We start from the raw sequence: 16,486 nt of genomic DNA on the forward strand, positions 1-16,486 counted from the left end.
CGACCGGCCGCCTGTACGTCGTTGCGCAGTGCCGTGCTGCGAACGATCATGGCCGTCATGGCGCAACCGAGGCGGCTCATCGAATGCGGAGACTTCGTCCTGCGACGCTGGGAGGGGCAGCAGGATTTCGCTCCGGCATTCGCGTTGATCGAGGAGTCCGTGCACCACCTGCGCCCTTGGGAGCTGTGGGTTGCCGGTCACAGCGAGGAGAACACCCGGGAACTCCTCGCGAAGTTCGAGGCGCGGTGGGACACCGGCGAGGTGTACAACTACGCCATCACCAAGGACGGCACTCCCGTCGGCATGTGCCAGTCCTCCCGCGGGGCCGAGCCTCGGGGCCGGCGCATCGGATACTGGCTGCACCCTGCCGCGACCGGCCGGGGCATCGCCACGAGGGCGACGGCGGCGTTGGTCGCCGAGATGTTCACCCTGCCGGATGTGGAGTACCTGGAAATCTCGCACGACCTGGCCAACACCTCCAGCGCCGCGATACCGCGCCGGTTGGGCTTCAGCGAAGTTCGACGTGAACAGGGGAGGACGCCCACAGCGCCCTCGGGCCGCGGGATCGACGTGATCTGGCGGCTGTACCGCCCCGCGCCGCCCGTCGACGGCACGCCCGGCCCCTGAATTTCCGGACCCATCGGGCTCGGTTCCCGTCCCTTCGGCTTCGAACGAGACGGCCTCTTCCCGGGCTCGTGGCGGCACTTCGCGTTGCCAGGGGCGACCACCGGCATCCGCATCCCGTGCCCACCCCGCTCCGGGGGGCATAGCCATGTGCTGCGCTGCTGCGGCCTCAGCCCGTGACGAGCCACCGCTGCCCGTTTTCGTTCACCTTCCACTGCTGCCCCAGGGAATCGGTGAACGTAACCTGGGGCGGGTTGTAGAAGATGTCGTTGGCGGGCCATACGCCGCTGTAAAAGACGGCCACACTTCTCGAGGCCAGGACGTCGATCGGATACGTCGATCGCGTGGCTCCGTACTGTCCTTCGAGCTGAATGGTCGCCCACTCCGGACTGCCATTGCCACCGAAGTCCACGCGAACGCCGCGTATCGGATAGTCGGTCGGGTTGGTGACCGTGACGGTGCGGGACCCATTGCCGTCGGCAGCAGGATCACCGGGCACGTCGGCGAACTCGCTGTCGATCGTGATGCGGCGGGCCTGATCGGTTCGGTCTCTGGCATACGCCAGCAGTTGGTCTTGTTGGAGCTGTAGGACGCGGGTTTGCTCGGCCACGAACGACCGCTGCTCGTCGAGCTGTTGCCGCTGATATCGCAGAGTCCTCAACGTCGCCCAAGCCGCAGTCGCGGCGAATACGGTCCCAGCTGCGGTCAGCGCGTTGCTCCGGTGGACCCGATCCGGCTTCATCAGAGCAGCGTAACCACACCGGCGGCGTGCCGGCGCGGCCCCACCGCTCACGTGGTGGGGCCGCGCCCGAAGCTCTTCATCGGTCTGTCGAGTCGTGTGGTCAGCCGCCCTGGCCGGCGCTGCCGATGGGGCCGACGTCGACCGGGGAGCCGGCGCCGTCGACGACCGGCAGGGTGGGGGTGCCGGGCCGGCGCAGGGTGATGGCCTTGGTCTCTCCGGGCGGGGTGACCTCCAGCCCCGTGATCTTGACGCCGTGGTCGCCGGTGGCACCGGAGGGGTAGGTGATGCCGAAGGACACCGACGTGTCGCTCTTGAGGGTGAACGGGTCGGCCGGGGCGCCCACGCGCTTCGCGGACAGGGGCCCCTTGGCGGTCTGGAGGTCGACGCCCGCGAATCCGGACATCGTGCAGTTGTGGCCGATGTTCTCGAACGTCACGGCGACGGTGAGTTCGTTGTCGCCGGTGATGGTGGCGTCCTGCGCGGTGGCCCTGAGGTCGTCGGTGCGGCACTTGCCGATCGAGCTGTCGTCGCCGCCGCCGCCGCCGGTGGTCGTGCCCTGTCCGCCGGAGCTCTTCCCGGCGGAGTCCTTCCCGGGGGTGACCTTCCCGGCGGGTTTGGTCCCGCCGCCGCCCCCGCTGCCTCCCGGGTTGCCGCCTCCGTTGCCGCCGGTGGTCGACGCCCCGGGCGGGGCGGCCGGCGGGGCGACGGGTGAAGAGCCCTGCGCGGCCCCCGCGTTCGAGTTCGAGTCCGTGTCCTGGCACGCCGTCGTCAACATCGCGCCGCCGAGGACGGCCGCGGAGACGAGGAGGGCGGTGCGACGGTTGCGGAACATGAACGACCCCTTGGTATCCGGTGGTTGGAGCCGAAACACTCTCGGCCCCTCGGTGCCTGCTCGACCACCTTGGCCGAGCCGCCGGCACCGGCGATACCCGAGTCGTCGCACCACGACACCGCTGTCGCAGACCGGTGACATGGTCACGAGAAGAAACGAGAACCGCCCCGACCCCCCGCCCGGCGCCCCCGTCAACACGACGTTTGCCCTGGTCGCAGCCACCACTACTCGACCCGACGGACAGTGTTACAACAGTCTGGCGGCCCTGCGGCGCAGCCGCCGGCCCACCCACGGCCCGGTAACACGCCGCCCCGCGCGAGGAGCCTCTCCACGTCGACGGGGTGAGCGACGCGGAGAGGCTTCGGGTCGGCGGACCTCGGCATCGCTCCCGCGTTTCGATGCCCGAACTCGCGTCAGGGCGCGGTCGGTTCCACCGGGATCCACAGCGCCGCGTCCGCCGTGGTGCCGTCGGCCGACGGGCGGACCCGAAGGATCTCCGGGCCCGGGCGGCTCTGGTACGGGTTGGACGGGAACCACTGGGTGAAGATGTCGCGCCACAGGTATTGGAGCGCCTGCGGATAGGGGCCGGAGTTCTCGAACACCGCCCAGGCGCCGGCCGGGACGGTCAGTGTGTCGAGGTCCTCGGGTACGGGGACCTGAGTGCCCGTCACCACCCCGTGGTAGTAGTCGAGTTCGGTGCCCTCGGCGCGGCTGGGGTCGATGTCGTCGGTGACCGCGACGATCCCGTCCGGGTCCTGGTCGGACAGGGACTTGATGCGGTCGGTCGTCTCCCGGGCGATGCCCCGGACGAACTCGGCGATCGCCGGGTTCACACCCTCGTGGACGAGGGGGACACGGGCCTTTTTGCCGACCACGTGGAACGCGTCCTTGCGTACGATCCGATACTGCATGCTGCTGCTTCCTTCCACGATGAGGCGGAAGGACATCCGTGGCTGGGAGTACAGCGCCGCACCGCTCTGTCGGACCTCACCGGGACCCACGCCGTGCACCGTGCGGAACGCTCGGGCGAACGCCTCGCCCGAGGTGTAGCCGTAACGCACCGCGATCTCCAGCAGGGTCCGCTCGCCGGCGAGTACCTCGGCGCCGGCCAGTGTGAGCCGCCTGCGTCGCACATACTCCGACAGCGGCATCCCGGCCAGGGCGGAGAACAGCCGGCGGAAGTGGTACTCCGACGTCGCCGCGATCCGGGCCGCCTCGCCGATGTCGAGCTGTTCGTGGAGGTGCGCCTCGATGTGATCCAGTGCCCGGTTCAGCCGTTCCAGCACCACGGACTCCTTCCCTCGCTTGCGAGCACCACGTTAGGAAGGGGCACGCCTGCCGGACCCGACATTCTGTGCCCGGTTCGGTCGGGTGGACGGGCGCCACCGCAGGTCACGTGCGACCGCGGGTCGTCTGCCGCGGGGCCCTGCGACTGCGGTTCACCTGCGACCCCGGGGCGCTGCGACCGCGGTCGGCATAACCGGTGCGGGCCGTGGGGAGTCGCTCGGGGAGGCCGCCCGGTCTCGGACGAGTTCGATGAGGTGCGTGTGATGCGGAAGATCGTCTACTCCATGTCGGTGTCCCTGGACGGCTTCATGGAGGGGCCGAACCACGACATCGACTGGCATCGCGTCGACGAGGAGCTGCATCTGCACTTCAACGAGTGGCTCGGCACGATGGGTGCGTTTCTCAGCGGGCGGGTCACCCATCAGCTCATGGCGGACTTCTGGCCGACGGCGGACGCCGATCCGGCGAGTACGGCGGCCATGGTCGAATTCGCCGGGATCTGGCGGGACATGCCGAAGATCGTGTTCTCGCGGACCCTGGAGCGCGCGGACTGGAACACCACGATCAAGCGGGACGTAATGGTCGAGGAGATCAGGGCGTTGCAGGCCGAGCCGGGCGGGGATCTGGTGCTCGGGGGCGCCGACCTGGCCGCGACCTTCAGGCGGCTCGACCTGATCGACGAGTACCGGGTCTACGTGCATCCCGTGCTGATCGGACGCGGCAGGCCGATGTTCCGGCCGATGGAGGGGACGACCGATCTGCGGCTCGCGGAGACCCGGGGCTTCGGTAACGGGGTCGTGCTTTTGCACTACGCGGCGCGGCGATAGGCCCGGCGGGGCGGGCGAGGCGCCGGGCGGGCGTCGTGGGTCAGCCCAGTTGGGTGTAGCGGGTCAGAGCGGCGCGGAAGGCGCTCGGGTGTACGGCGAGTGGGTCGGTGTACGGGCTGCGCAGTTGCAGGACGAACAGGATGCCGAAGGCGACGATCGCGCCGACGAAGGCGAGTGCGACGACGTGGCGGCGATCGGTGGTCGGGCCGACCAGGGCCGGGAAGACGATCGCGAACACGCCGGCGACGACCATGGCGACCGGTAGCACGAACGGTGCGACGGCGGCCGGATCGGCGAGCCGTGCATGGCGTTTGACGTACAGGTCGGCCACGGCCGCCTCGGTGTCGGCGGCCGTGTCGTGCGCCGTGGCGGAGGCGGCGGCGACGCGGGCCGCGATCACGTCGAGCTGTCGCCACGCGAGCGGGCTGTCGTGCTTGTCGGCCATCGCCGGCCATTCCTTGTCGATCACCGTGCGGGTGTAGTCGCGCAGCCCGGCGCGAACCGCATCGCGGTCCGGCGCCGGAAGCCTGCCCGCCGCCGCGTAGGTCTTGGTCAGTACGCGGGCCTCGTCGCTCGCGTGTTGGCGGACCGTGGACTGGAGTTCCCACGCCCCGACGATCTGAAAGCTCGTCAGCAATACGAAGGAGGACAGCACGGCTCCGCCGCAGAAGGACAGCAGTTGACCGTCGACTCCGCTCGCCTTGGCGTGCTCGCTGCGGCTGAGGAGGACGAGGGCTCCCGCTGCGATGCCGGCGCCGACCAGGGCACCGAGAACCCAGGTGATCACGAGCGCGCTCCTCGTCTGCCGGGATGGGGCAGCAGTGCCGCGAGCGCGGCGGGGAGGATCGACACGATCAGGGCCGGTCCGATCCCGTCCGCGAAGCCGGGGGGTGACGGATCGTCGTCCGGCGGCGCGGCGGCGATCCGTACCGGCCTTGGCGTGGGCGGCCGTTCGCCCACCGATGCGGGGGGACTCGGCGGCTGGGGCAGCGGGACGACCGGGACGACCGGCCTGATCAGGACGACTGGGATGTACGGGCGGGCAGGCGCGGCCGGAGGCGGCCGGGTCGGGGGCGGGGCGACGTGGGCGCGTTCGGTCGCCTTGGTCACCGCCGGCGCGGGGGCCGACGGCCGGGGCCGCGACGGCGGTGGTGATGGCGGTGGGGGCGGTCGGGTGGCCGTGGGCGGTGGCGGTTCGGTCGGGCATCCGCAGCCGGGACGCACGGTCACCGCGACGTCGTCGCCGAGCCGGACGGAGGTCACCACCCCGGGGTGGTACACCACGTGCACCCGGCCGGTGTGCACCTCCGTACGTGGGCCCGCGGGTTCGGCCGGACCTGGACAGGGGCCAAGGCCAGGGCCGGGGCCGGGGCCGGTTTCCACGGTTACCGTGATGCGTTCGTCGGCGAAGGCTTCGCCGCAACCGGCCACGGCCGGCAGGCCGACACACGCCACCAGCAGACACCGAGCGGCACGTCGAGCCGCACGTCGAGCCGAACGCCGAAGGTTGCCCATGGCATCAGGGTGACGACGACGGGCGACACACTCGGACGAATGCTTCGAAACCCCACTTTCGAGTGATCCGTGACCGTGGGGTGTGTGCGATGCGCTGTGCGGGCGGCGCGGGTGGTGGGTCGGATTGCGTGGGGGTGGGGCGGGGTGGGCGGGTGTGCCGCGTGAGATGCGACTTGGGCAGCGGTTTGTCGCGCCTGCGCACGGCGGTGTGCCGCGGCGTCCCCACGACGAAGGCGGCCCCCGGTGTGGGTCGGGGGCCGCCTTCGGATGGTGCGGTGTTGCCGGGGAGGGGGTGTGTCGTGGCGTTGCGGTGGGCCCCGGCGCGGGGTTCAGCCCTTGTCGAGGACGTCGGCTGCGATCAGTTCCTCCAGGTAGCGGTCGTCCCACCAGTTGAGCTGGAGCGACTTGGCCCGGCGGAAGTACAGCTGTACGTCGCACTCCAGGGTGAAGCCCATGCCGCCGTGCACGTGCACCGCCAGGTCGGTGACCTCGCGGTAGGTGCGGGCGGCGAAGAGCTTGGCCATCGGGGCCAGGCGCGCGGTGTCGCGGCCCTTGTCCCGGGACCAGGCGGCCTCCCAGACCAGGGTCTCGGCGCCGTCCACGGCGGTCGAGGCGTCGGCCAGGTTGTGCGCGATCGCCTGGAAGGCGCCGAGCGGCTTGTCGAACTGCTTGCGGTGCTTGGCGTATTCGACGGTGATCTCCAGTGCGCGCTTGGCGCCGCCGACGGCCTGGGCCGCGAGCAGGATCAGGCCGTCGTGCAGCACGTCCGACCAGATCGGCCAGCCGGCTCCGGCCGAGCCGACCAACTCGCCGCGTACGTCCGCCAGGTCGACCCGGTACTGGGTGTCCGAGGCGATCGTCTGCTGCTGGGTGAGGGTCACCCCCGACGCCTTCGGGTCGACCAGGAACAGCGAGATGCCCTGGGCCGGATCGCCCGGGGTGCCCGCGGTGCCGGTACGGGCGAGCACGAGCAGCACGTCGGCCGCCGACGCGTATGCGACGTGCCGCTTGGTGCCGGACAGCAGGTATGCGTCGCCGTCCGCGCGGGCGGCCAGGGCGACGCCCTTGCCGCCGTAGCCGCGGTCCGGCTCCAGCCACGCCACGCTCGCGATGGTGGTGCCGGCCGCGATGCCGGGCAGGTACTTCTGCCGCTGGTCGTCGGATCCGGCCGCGGCGAGGACGCCGCCGACCAGGACCGAGCTGACGAAGTGCGGAGTCGGCGCGAGCGAACGCCCGAACTCCTGGTAGACCACGGCCGCGTCGAGCGTGGTCATCTCCGACCCGCCCCACTTCTCGGGCAGCGTCAGGCCGGTCAGGCCGGACTCGCCGAGCTTCTTCCAGAACTCCGCAGGGTACCCGACCGGGTCGTTCTCCAACTCGCGAACGACACCGAGGTCGGCGTGCCGGGCCGTCAGGCCGCGCACGGTCTCCCGGAGGATGTCCTGTTCCTGGGTGAAATCGAGGTCCATCGCGCGTCTCCTCTAGGGCTTCCAGCGCTCGCCGCGCCGGTCCCACGGGTTGTCGTCGGGGGTGGTGGGCAACGCGATTCGCGCGGTGGCCGTGGTGCGGGCCGCGCCGTCCACGGTCAGCGAGATCTCGGCGCGGACCCAGCCGCAACCGGCCTCGTCCACCGAGACGTCGTCCACCGTGCCGGTGAGCAGCATGTGGTCGCCCGGGAAGACCGGCTTGGTCATCCGGAACACCATCCGGCCGATCCGGCCCTTCGGGCCGGTCCAGTCGTTGAGGTAGCGCTCGAACCAGGCGGCCTGGTTCGGGGTGTTCAGGAAGATGTCCTGCACGCCCTGGCGCTCGACCGCGAACTTGTGGTCGTGGTGCATCGGCCGCCAGTCGCGGCTGGCCAGTGCGCCCAGGATGACCGTGGTCGCGGTGACGTCCACGCCGAACGTGGGCAGTGTGTCGCCCTTGGCCAGCTGATCGAGGGTCAGGTCGCTCATCCGGTGGCCTCCCGCCGGTAGCCGTAGCCCGTGTAGGACTCGGTGCCCAACAGGGCGCCGTCCTGGTTGTGGTACTCGACGTCGATCACCCAGAAGCGGCCGATCCCGAGCTTGGTGCGCTTTTCCGGACTCACCGACTTCAGCACCTGACGCGACGTCACGATGTCACCGAGGCGCACCGGTTCGTAGAACACGTTGGTGTTGTCGGTCATGATCGCCTCGGGCAGTTCGAAGCGGATCTTGAGGTCGAAGTGCACTTGGAGGGAGAGTTGCTCGCCCTCCGCGCCGGGCGCCCAGTAGTGCGGCCGGGCCCATGCGGACAGCAGGCTCAGCGGGGCGATCGGGCCGCCGGTCAGTTCCTCGGCGACCGCCTCGTCCCAGAACAGCGGGTTGCCGTTCTGCACCGATGCGCACGAGGTCCAGATGTAGCCGCGCTCGGCGGGGAAGTCACCCCGCTTCTCGTACTGGACCTTGCCGATGAGCGCCGCCACGTCCTCGGGCAGCGCGGTGTCTTGTGCCGTCATGCGACCACTCCTGAAGCGCGAAGCTCGGCGATGCGGTGCGGGCCCAGCCCGGCCGCGGCGAGCAGCTCGTCGGTGTCGGTGATCCCGGAGTCCCGCACCGGGTACGGGTCCGTGGGCGCCTGCTGGCCGGCCAGCACCGGCCCCACCTGGCGGAACTCGCCCTGGACCGGGTGCTCGGCGGTGGCGAACGCGCCGCGGGCCAGGTACTGCGGGTCCGCCAGCAGTTCCGGTACGGACAGCACCGCCGACACGCAGGTGTCGGCGGGGGCCAGCTCGGCCACCCAGTCGTCCCGGTCGCGGGTGGCGAAGGCCGCCGCCAGATCGGCTCGGATCGCGTCCTGGGCGTCGTCGTCGAGCTGACGCGGGGCCCACTTGTCCAGCCCGGTCAACCGGCACAGGTTCGCCCAGAAGCGGCCCTCGATCGCGGCCACCGCCAGCCACTTGCCGTCCCGCGCGCGATAGGTGTCGTAGCACGCGTAGCGGCCGGTCAGGATGCCGTGCCGGGGCTCCGGTTCGACGCCGGTGGCCAGGTATTCGTCCACGCCCAACGCCATCAGCGCGAGCATGCCGTCGGCCACCGAGACGTCCAGGCGGGCGCCCTCGCCGGTGCGCTGCCGGCGGAACAGCGCGCCCATGATCGCGATCACCGCGTGCATCCCGCCGCCCGCGCTGTCCGCCACGGTCGCGCCCGGGATCGGCGGACCGCCGTCCGGGCCGGGGCCGGACATGTGCAGGAAGCCGCCCACGCCCAGGTAGTTCAGGTCGTGCCCGGCCTGCTGGGCGTGCGGGCCGTCCTGACCGAAGCCGGACGTCGAGCAGTAGACGATGGACGGATTGCGCGCCGCGACCGCCTCCGGACCGATGCCCAGCCGGTCCACCACACCCGGGCGGAAGCTCTCGATCACCACGTCGGCGCCCTCGACCAGGGTCAGGAACGCCTCGCGGCCCTCGGGCGCCTTCATGTCGACCAGCACGCGCTTCATCCGCCGATGCGCGCTGTACGAGTAGTAGGGCGGCGCGATCTGCACGCCGCTCTTGGCCGGGACCGGGCCGACCTTGATCACCTCGGCCCCGTAGTCCGCCAACCAGCGCGAGGCGCGGGCGGCGGGGCCCACGCTCGCGAGGTCCAACACCGTGACGCCTTCCAGGAACTCTCCGGACATGACCGCGGCCCCGTCAGAAGTTCTTGGGAAGGCCGAGACCGCGGCGGGCGATGATGTTCTTCTGCACCTCGGAGGTGCCGCCGCCGATGGTGTCGAGCACGGTGTAGCGGTAGGTCGAGTCGGCGCGACCGGTCATCGGCGCGTCCTCGGTGCCCACCCGCAGCTGGGTGCCCGGCGAGGCGATGTCCATCGACGCGTTCGCGAGCCGCTTGGACAGCTCGGTGGCGTACAGCTTGTAGCCGGACGCCTCGACCGTGGGCGGTTTTCCGCCACCGGCCGCGGCGGCCACCACGCGCAGGCCGAGCAGGCGGGCGACGGCGGCCTCGGTGACCAGCGTGGCGAGCTGCTTGCGCACGATCGGGTCCTCGCGCAGCGGCTCGTCGTCGCGGGTGGCCTCCTTGACGTACTCGGTGAGCACGTTCAGCCGCTGCTGGATCGGGGCGAACGAGAACATCGTGAAGCGTTCCAGGTCCAGTGCCTGGGAGATGTACTGGAAGCCCTTGTTCAGCTCGCCGACCACGTATTCGTCGGAGACCCACACGTCGTCGAAGAAGACGTCGTTGGTGCGCTCGTCGCCCATCGTCCAGATGCCCCGGACGGTGATGCCCGGGTGGTCCATCGGCACCAGGAACAGGGTGATGCCGTGGTGCTTGGGCGCGTCGGGGTCGGTGCGCGCGCCGACCCAGTACCACTCGGCGAAGTGCGCGGAGGTGGTCCAGGTCTTCTGGCCGTTGAGCCGCCAGCCCTCGCCGTCGCGGACCGCGCGCAGCTTCATCGAGGCGGCGTCGGAGCCGGCTTCCGGCTCGCTGTAGCCGACCGCGAACTCGACCTCGTTCTTGAGGATCTTGGGCAGGAACTCGGCCTTGAGCTTGTCGCTGCCGTGCGCGAGCAGGGTCTTGCCGATGATGCCGACGCCCTTGCCGATCTGCGGTCCACCGCGCCCGGCGAGGGCTTCGTTGAGCAGGTATTCGTAGACCCCGTCGCCATCCTGGCCGCCCCATTCCTCGGGCCAGGTGATGCCGAGCCAGCCTTGGTCGGCCATCTTGCGCATGTAGGCGCGGCGGGCGGGGGTGTCGACGACCTGGGCCATGTTCTCCCGGGTGACATCGAACACTTCAGGGTCGGGATTGGCGTCGAGAAACCGCTCGACCGTCTCGCTGAACGCGGTCTGGTCGGGGGAGAAGTCGAAGTCCACGGGTCGCCTTTCGGGGCGCGCCCATGCCGGCAGCCTCACCTGTGTACGTGCAGGTGAGGCAGCCGGCACAGAACCTGACGGATAGTCAGATCAAAGTAACACCGGCCAGGGTTCATTTCGAGTGGCGGTCGGCAATAGATGTGTGGGCCCCGTCTCGCTCGCGGCCCGCTCCCGCGTGCGCGCCGGGCGTGATCCGGGCGCGACCGACGGACCGGTTCTGGACAAGTCCGGAAAAGTTACGGCGCGTCCGCGATCGACCACCTATCGTGGGTGGACATGAGCGGAAATGCTTGCCCGCAATGTGGTCGGGAACACCCATGGTGCGAGGTCGAGTGGTCGGCCTACGGGCCGGATGACGCGGACCGCCCGGAACCGGTCGACGGCGAGGCCGGCGGGCCGCCGTATCGGGTCGGCGAACTGCTGCCCGACATCCTCGACTTCCTCGCCCGCGGCAGCCGCGGGCCGGATCGGGCCGGTGTGCACGGTCCGGATCGGGCCGGCGCGCGCGAAAGCCCGGGCCGGTCCCTGCGGGGACTGATACCCGGGCCCAGGCGCCGCTATTGACGACGCGTCAGCGCGGCCGCGCGCGGTGCGATGGATCGCCGCGCGAGGTGACGTGTCGTCAGGATGCGTTGTGGCGTTCGATGTCGGTGAGATGACGGGTCGTCAGGCGAGAGCGTGGGATGGTCGGGCCCCGTCGTGCCGTCAGGCGCGTTGCGAGCTGACCGAGACGACCTCGCCGGTCATGTACGAGGAGTAGTCCGAGGCGAGGAAGACCATCACGTTCGCGACCTCCCACGGCTCGGCCGCGCGGCCGAACGCCTCGCGCGAGGAGAGCTCTTCGAGCAACTCCTCGGATGAGGCCTTGGCCAGGAACGCGTGCATCGCGATGCTCGGCGCGACCGCGTTGACCCGTACACCGAACTCGGCCGCCTCCACGGCGGAGCAGCGGGTCAGCGCCATCACGCCGGCCTTGGCCGCGGCATAGTGCGCCTGGCCCTTCTGCGCCCGCCAACCCAGCACCGAGGCGTTGTTGACGATCACACCCTTGCCGCGCGGCTGCATGTGCCGCAGCGCCGCCCGGGTGCAGCGGAACGTGCCGTTCAGGGTCACGTTCATGACCAGGTCCCACTGCGCGTCGGTCATGTCGACGAGGTTGGCCTCGCCACCGAGCCCGGCGTTGTTGATCAGCACGTCGATGCCGCCGAGTTCGCGCGCGGCCGTGTCGATCAGGTTCTGCACGTCCTCCTCGACCGTGACGTCGCACGGGACGGCGAGCGGCCGGGTCCCGATCAGTTTGGCGAGTTCGTCGGCGGCCTCGCCGAGTCGGCGCTCGTGCTTGTCGCTGATCGCGATCACGGCGCCCTCCTCGGCGGCGCGCTTGGCCGCCGCGAAGCCGATCCCGGTGCCCGCCGCGGCGGTGATCAGCACGGTCTTGCCGGCCAGCAGGCCGTGGCCCTCGACGTAGGCGGGGGCGGGGGTGGGGCTCACTTGGCGTCTCCTCGCGGTTCACGGGGCATGCCGAGGACGCGCTCGGCGATGATGTTGCGCTGCACCTCGTTCGACCCGCCGTAGATGGTGTCGGACTTGGTGAACAGGAACAGGCGCTGTGCGGCGGACAGTTCGTACGGGGCCTCGGCGGCCAGGGTGGCCTCGACGCCGGCCACGTCCATCGCGAGCGTGCCCAGGCGCTGATGCCAACCGGCCCACACCAGCTTGGCCACCGACGCTGCGCCGGGGTCGGGCGAGCCGAGCGTGCGCAGCGCGTTGCAGCGCAGCACCTTCAGGTCGATCCAGCTCTGCAACAGCCGATCGCGCAGTGCCGGGTCCTCGATCGCGCCGTTGGCCTTGGCCTGGGCGACCACCCGGTCCAACTCGATCTCGAAGCCGATCTGCTGGGCCAGCGTGGACACCCCGCGCTCGAACGCGAGCAGGCCCATCGCCACGCCCCAGCCCGCGCCGACCTCGCCGACCACGTGCTCGGCGCCGGCCCGGGCGTTGTCGAAGAACACCTCGTTGAACTCGCTGGTGCCGGTGAGCTGGACGATCGGGCGGATCTCGATGCCGGGCTGGTCCATCGGCGCGAGCAGGAAGGTGATGCCCTTGTGCCGCTGCGACGCGGGATCGGTGCGGGCCAGCACGAAGCACCAGTTCGCCTCGTGCGCGAGCGAGGTCCACACCTTCTGACCGGTGATCAGCCAGTCGCCGGTCTCCGGGTCGACGGTCGCGGTGGTGCGCAGGTTGGCCAGGTCGGAGCCGGCGCCCGGCTCGGAGTAGCCCTGGCACCACAGTTCCTCGCCGCGCGCGATGGCGGGCAGGAAGCGGGCCTTCTGCTCGTCGGTGCCGAACGCGAGCACGGTCGGGCCGAGCAGGTTCTCGCCCATGTGGTTGACCCGACCGGGCGCCTGGGCGCGGGCGTACTCCTCGCCGAAGATCACCTGCTGCATCAGGGACGCCTCGCGCCCCCCGTACTGCCTGGGCCAGTCCAGGCCGATCCAGCCGCCCTCGCCCAGGCGCAGTTCCCAGGCCCGACGGATCTCGAAGTGCTCGTGCTCGCTGCCGGGACCGCCGGTACCGACGGCCGCGGCGAACTCACCGGAGAGGTTCTCCCGGAGCCACTCGCGGACCTCGGCCCGGAACTCCTCGTCCTCGGCGCTGTACCGGAAATCCACAGCGTGTCCAATCTCGTCTTCCGAGGGTCGGCGGCCACGCGCGGGGTCCGGGGACACCGGACCCCGCGCGGGTGACGCCTGCCGAGGGCTGGGTCAGTTGCCGGCGGCGGCAGCGGCCTCGGCGGCCTTCTTCTTCGCCGCGGCGGCCGCGTACTCCTTGAGCTGGGCGAGCACCGGCATCGGGTCCTGGCCGATCTGGGTGGGCAGCTTCTCGGCGATCTCCTCGGCCGTCCAGCGGTCGGCCGCGTACATCGTCTTGATCTCGTGCGGCTGGTCCCACAGCGCGATCTTGGGGCCCGCGGTCGTGTACACCTGACCGGTGATGTTCTTGGCGTGGTCGGAGAGCAGGAAGACCACCAGCTCGGCGACGTCCTCGGGGTCGCCGATCTCCTTGAGCGTCTGCGGGACGCCCTCGGACATCCGGGTCCGGGCCACCGGCGCGACGCAGTTGGCGTTGACGCCGTACTTGTTCAGGCCCAGCGCGGCGGAGCGCACGAACGAAACGATGCCGCCCTTGGCCGCGGCGTAGTTGGCCTGGGCGACCGAGCCGAGCGCGTACACGCCGGAGGTGAAGCCGACGATCGAGCCGAAGCCCTGGGTCTTCATCACCTTGGACGCGGCCTGTACGACGGTGAAGGTGCCCTTGAGGTGGGTCGCGATGACGCTGTCCCACTCGTCCTCGGTCATGTTGAAGAGCATGCGCTCGCGCAGGTTGCCCGCGACGGTGACGACACCGTCGATCCGGCCCCACTTCTCGACGCCGGCCTGCACGATGCGGGCGCCGCCCTCCATCGTGGCCACGGAGTCGGCGACGGCGACGGCCTCGCCGCCGAGCGCCTCGATCTCCTTCACCACGGCGTCGGCGACCTCGCTGGTCGGCTCGCTGCCGTCCATCGCGACGCCGTAGTCGTTCACGACCACCTTGGCGCCGTGCGCGGCGGCGGCGAGGGCGACGGCGCGGCCGATGCCCCGGCCGGCGCCGGTGACCGCGATTACCTTGCCCGTGAGGAAGTCACCCATGTGTTGTCCGCTCCTTGTCGGTGGCCTCGTCGGTAGGCCCCGGAAATCGAGGGCCGAGGCCCAGGTCGGGTCGGTCGTGGCGCGCTCCGCGGTCGGTGCGACCCGGGCCGCTTCGACCGCTCTGCTTCGCGCGCCTGCGCGGGCGGGACCCGGGCAGGCGTGCGCGGCGTCGCGGCCTTGCCGCCTTGCGGACGCAAGGTGCGCGGCCTGTGAGAACGCCCTCTCGACATTATCTGACGATCCGTTAGTTTTCCTGGGTAGAGTGCCGCAGCACACAGCACCATGCACAGTTCTTGACAACACTTGACAGCGCGGTCGTCGGATTCCGAGAGTGCGCTTGTCGGTATTCGTGCTCATCGGCACGTGTCACCACCGCCTGGAGGAGGCTCCCCTATGTCGCTGCCCCCCGAGTTCCATGAACTGGCCGCACGCGTGAACAACTGGGGCCGGTGGGGCCAGGAGGACGAGATCGGGACGGTGAACCTGATCACGGCCGAGGTGGTCAAGGCCGCGGCGGGCTGCGTGCGTACCGGCAAGCGCTTCTCGCTGGCCGTGGAGCTGCGCGAGGACGGGATCCAGAACGGGATGATCCCGGGCCGGGACAACCCCAAGCGCACCACGTTCCTGGTCAATCACGAGGTGTTCGGCCCCGGCACGGTGGCCACCAGCGACGACTCGGTGGTGATGGGCATCCAGGCGGGCACGCACTGGGACGGGCTGACCCACGCGACCTACGACGACCGGCTGTACAACGGCCACTCGGCCAAGGAGACGGTCACCGCGGAGGAGGGTGCCCGCCGGCTCGGCATCCACAACGTGAAGACGCTGGTCTCGCGCGGCGTGCTGCTGGACGTGGCCCGGGCCAAGGGCGTGGACATCCTGCCGCCGGAGTACGCGGTGACCCCCGCGGACCTGGAGGCGGCCGAGGAGTTCGGCAACGTGAAGGTGCGCGCGGGCGACATCGTGCTGGTGCGCACCGGGCAGATCCGGCAGTACTTCGCGGGCGAGAAGGACATGTACTTCTACGGCCCGGGCCTGTCGGTGCGCACGCCCGAGTGGTTCCACGCGCGCGATGTCGCGGCGGTGGCCAACGACACCGTGACGTTCGAGGTCTTCCCGCCGGAGATCGAGGACTGCTTCATGGCCGTGCACGCGCTGCACCTGGTGGAGATGGGCATGCTCCAGGGGCAGAACTGGAACCTGGAGGAGCTGTCCGAGGACTGCGCCGCGGACGGCGTGTACGAGTTCTTCCTGGAGGCCTCGCCGGAGCCCTTCGTGGGCGGCGTCGGCACACCGGTGAACCCGGTGGCGATCAAGTAGCCCCGGGAAGCGGCGGCGTGCGTCGGGTCGGCGTCCGGCCCGGGTCGGGCGCGGCCCTCGAACACGCGTAGACCGGACGGCATGCGGGCCCCGGACAGGATCGTCCTGTCCCGGGGCCCGCGTGCGCTCCGGGCACCGCGACGAGGCCCGGAACGATGACGGTCCCACTTCGTCGAGGAAACCCGGGGCACTTCCCGGGCGCCTCGTCGTCCCCTCGCGAACGACCGCCACACTCAGGGTGATCAGTGTCGGACGAGGCGTCAATATCCTGTGGGCACCGATTTCCCTTCCCCGATCACGATTCGTCCGTACATCCGCCACCGCGCCACGGCGACGCCACGCCTCCACCGGACTCGGACGGCGCACCGCCACTCGCGGAGGTCGCCCTCTCCGCGGCTGCCGCGCGAGGCCGCCGGGCCTCGGATGCCTGGCTATACACTTGTATCCGAATGATCCTTGCGCGAAGGAGGATCCTCATGAGCCACACGCGCTGGAAGCTCACTCGGGACTGGAGGCTTGTGGCCGGCGACATCGAATCGCCCGAGGTCCGGTCCATGCGCGCGGAGATCCGCATGGCTTCGGTGCTCGGCCGAGCGGTTCGGGATCGGCGGACCGAGCTGGGCATCTCGCAGAGCGAGCTCGGCAAGCGGGCGGACATGACCCAGCCGCAGATCTCCCAGCTCGAACTCGGCGGCACGGTGCCGACCCTCCCGCTGCTCGCCCGCCTGGCGAAGGCGCTCGACGCATCGTTGAACATCTCCCTGGACGAGGACACATCGACGGTCGTCTTCACGCCGCACGCCGCTTGAG

At 70.5% G+C, this 16,486-nt stretch carries 17 protein-coding genes; 5 read left to right on the top strand and 12 right to left on the bottom strand.

Annotated elements, in window-relative coordinates:
- The first annotated feature begins 57 nt into the window (after positions 1 to 57).
- Positions 58 to 627, top strand: a complete 570-nt coding sequence (locus ACFZBU_RS28390; RefSeq protein ID WP_391586500.1) for a GNAT family N-acetyltransferase — start codon at positions 58 to 60, stop codon at positions 625 to 627.
- Positions 628 to 793: 166 nt separating this feature from the next.
- Here ACFZBU_RS28390 and ACFZBU_RS28395 read toward each other — a convergent pair whose 3' ends face one another.
- From ACFZBU_RS28395 to ACFZBU_RS28405, 3 genes are all read right to left on the bottom strand, one after another.
- Positions 794 to 1,366, bottom strand: coding sequence for a hypothetical protein (locus tag ACFZBU_RS28395; protein WP_391586501.1), 573 nt, complete (start codon positions 1,364 to 1,366; stop codon positions 794 to 796).
- A gap of 100 nt (positions 1,367 to 1,466) precedes the next feature.
- Positions 1,467 to 2,198, bottom strand: coding sequence for a DUF4232 domain-containing protein (locus ACFZBU_RS28400; RefSeq protein WP_391586502.1), 732 nt, complete (start codon positions 2,196 to 2,198; stop codon positions 1,467 to 1,469).
- A 413-nt stretch (positions 2,199 to 2,611) separates the two neighbouring features.
- Positions 2,612 to 3,484 (bottom strand): GyrI-like domain-containing protein, encoded by an 873-nt coding sequence (locus tag ACFZBU_RS28405; RefSeq protein ID WP_391586503.1) that lies wholly within the window; start codon positions 3,482 to 3,484, stop codon positions 2,612 to 2,614.
- Positions 3,485 to 3,748: 264 nt separating this feature from the next.
- Between ACFZBU_RS28405 and ACFZBU_RS28410 the strand changes: the two genes are divergently transcribed.
- On the top strand, positions 3,749 to 4,312 hold the full coding sequence (locus ACFZBU_RS28410) for a dihydrofolate reductase family protein (protein WP_391586504.1): 564 nt from the start codon (positions 3,749 to 3,751) through the stop codon (positions 4,310 to 4,312).
- Positions 4,313 to 4,352: 40 nt separating this feature from the next.
- Here ACFZBU_RS28410 and ACFZBU_RS28415 read toward each other — a convergent pair whose 3' ends face one another.
- From ACFZBU_RS28415 to ACFZBU_RS28440, 6 genes are all read right to left on the bottom strand, one after another.
- Positions 4,353 to 5,099: a hypothetical protein gene (locus ACFZBU_RS28415; RefSeq protein ID WP_391586505.1), complete on the bottom strand. Its 747-nt coding sequence runs from the start codon at positions 5,097 to 5,099 to the stop codon at positions 4,353 to 4,355.
- A gap of 1,057 nt (positions 5,100 to 6,156) precedes the next feature.
- A complete protein-coding gene (locus ACFZBU_RS28420; RefSeq protein WP_391586506.1) occupies positions 6,157 to 7,296 on the bottom strand; it encodes an acyl-CoA dehydrogenase family protein in 1,140 nt (379 codons plus the stop codon).
- Between the two features lie 12 nt (positions 7,297 to 7,308).
- Positions 7,309 to 7,782, bottom strand: coding sequence for a hypothetical protein (locus tag ACFZBU_RS28425; protein WP_391586507.1), 474 nt, complete (start codon positions 7,780 to 7,782; stop codon positions 7,309 to 7,311).
- Positions 7,779 to 8,306 (bottom strand): MaoC family dehydratase N-terminal domain-containing protein, encoded by a 528-nt coding sequence (locus ACFZBU_RS28430; protein WP_391586508.1) that lies wholly within the window; start codon positions 8,304 to 8,306, stop codon positions 7,779 to 7,781. Before ACFZBU_RS28430 ends, ACFZBU_RS28425 begins: the two co-directional genes overlap by 4 nt.
- Entirely contained in the window at positions 8,303 to 9,469 is a 1,167-nt protein-coding gene (locus ACFZBU_RS28435) for a CaiB/BaiF CoA transferase family protein (protein ID WP_391586509.1), read from the bottom strand. The genes ACFZBU_RS28430 and ACFZBU_RS28435 overlap by 4 nt, the downstream gene beginning before the upstream one ends.
- Positions 9,470 to 9,482: 13 nt before the next feature.
- A complete protein-coding gene (locus tag ACFZBU_RS28440; RefSeq protein WP_391586510.1) occupies positions 9,483 to 10,664 on the bottom strand; it encodes an acyl-CoA dehydrogenase family protein in 1,182 nt (393 codons plus the stop codon).
- A 276-nt stretch (positions 10,665 to 10,940) separates the two neighbouring features.
- Here ACFZBU_RS28440 and ACFZBU_RS28445 point away from each other — a divergent pair, with 276 nt between their 5' ends.
- Positions 10,941 to 11,228: a hypothetical protein gene (locus tag ACFZBU_RS28445; protein WP_391586511.1), complete on the top strand. Its 288-nt coding sequence runs from the start codon at positions 10,941 to 10,943 to the stop codon at positions 11,226 to 11,228.
- Positions 11,229 to 11,369: 141 nt separating this feature from the next.
- Here the strand turns inward: ACFZBU_RS28445 and ACFZBU_RS28450 are convergent, their stop codons facing one another.
- From ACFZBU_RS28450 to ACFZBU_RS28460, 3 genes are all read right to left on the bottom strand, one after another.
- On the bottom strand, positions 11,370 to 12,155 hold the full coding sequence (locus ACFZBU_RS28450) for an SDR family oxidoreductase (protein WP_391586512.1): 786 nt from the start codon (positions 12,153 to 12,155) through the stop codon (positions 11,370 to 11,372).
- Positions 12,152 to 13,336, bottom strand: coding sequence for an acyl-CoA dehydrogenase family protein (locus tag ACFZBU_RS28455; RefSeq protein ID WP_391586513.1), 1,185 nt, complete (start codon positions 13,334 to 13,336; stop codon positions 12,152 to 12,154). The genes ACFZBU_RS28450 and ACFZBU_RS28455 overlap by 4 nt, the downstream gene beginning before the upstream one ends.
- 93 nt (positions 13,337 to 13,429) lie before the next feature.
- Positions 13,430 to 14,356 carry an SDR family oxidoreductase gene (locus ACFZBU_RS28460; RefSeq protein WP_391586514.1) on the bottom strand — a complete coding sequence of 309 codons (927 nt, stop codon included), beginning with the start codon at positions 14,354 to 14,356 and terminating at the stop codon, positions 13,430 to 13,432.
- A 393-nt stretch (positions 14,357 to 14,749) separates the two neighbouring features.
- Here ACFZBU_RS28460 and ACFZBU_RS28465 point away from each other — a divergent pair, with 393 nt between their 5' ends.
- Positions 14,750 to 15,676 carry a cyclase family protein gene (locus tag ACFZBU_RS28465; RefSeq protein WP_391586515.1) on the top strand — a complete coding sequence of 309 codons (927 nt, stop codon included), beginning with the start codon at positions 14,750 to 14,752 and terminating at the stop codon, positions 15,674 to 15,676.
- Positions 15,677 to 16,152: 476 nt separating this feature from the next.
- The gene (locus tag ACFZBU_RS28470) at positions 16,153 to 16,485 is read left to right on the top strand and encodes a helix-turn-helix transcriptional regulator (protein WP_391586516.1); all 333 of its coding nucleotides are present in this window, start codon (positions 16,153 to 16,155) and stop codon (positions 16,483 to 16,485) included.
- Position 16,486: the final 1 nt, after the last annotated feature.

The organism is Embleya sp. NPDC008237 (assembly GCF_042956465.1).
In the GTDB taxonomy this organism is placed as follows: Bacteria; Actinomycetota; Actinomycetes; order Streptomycetales; family Streptomycetaceae; genus Embleya.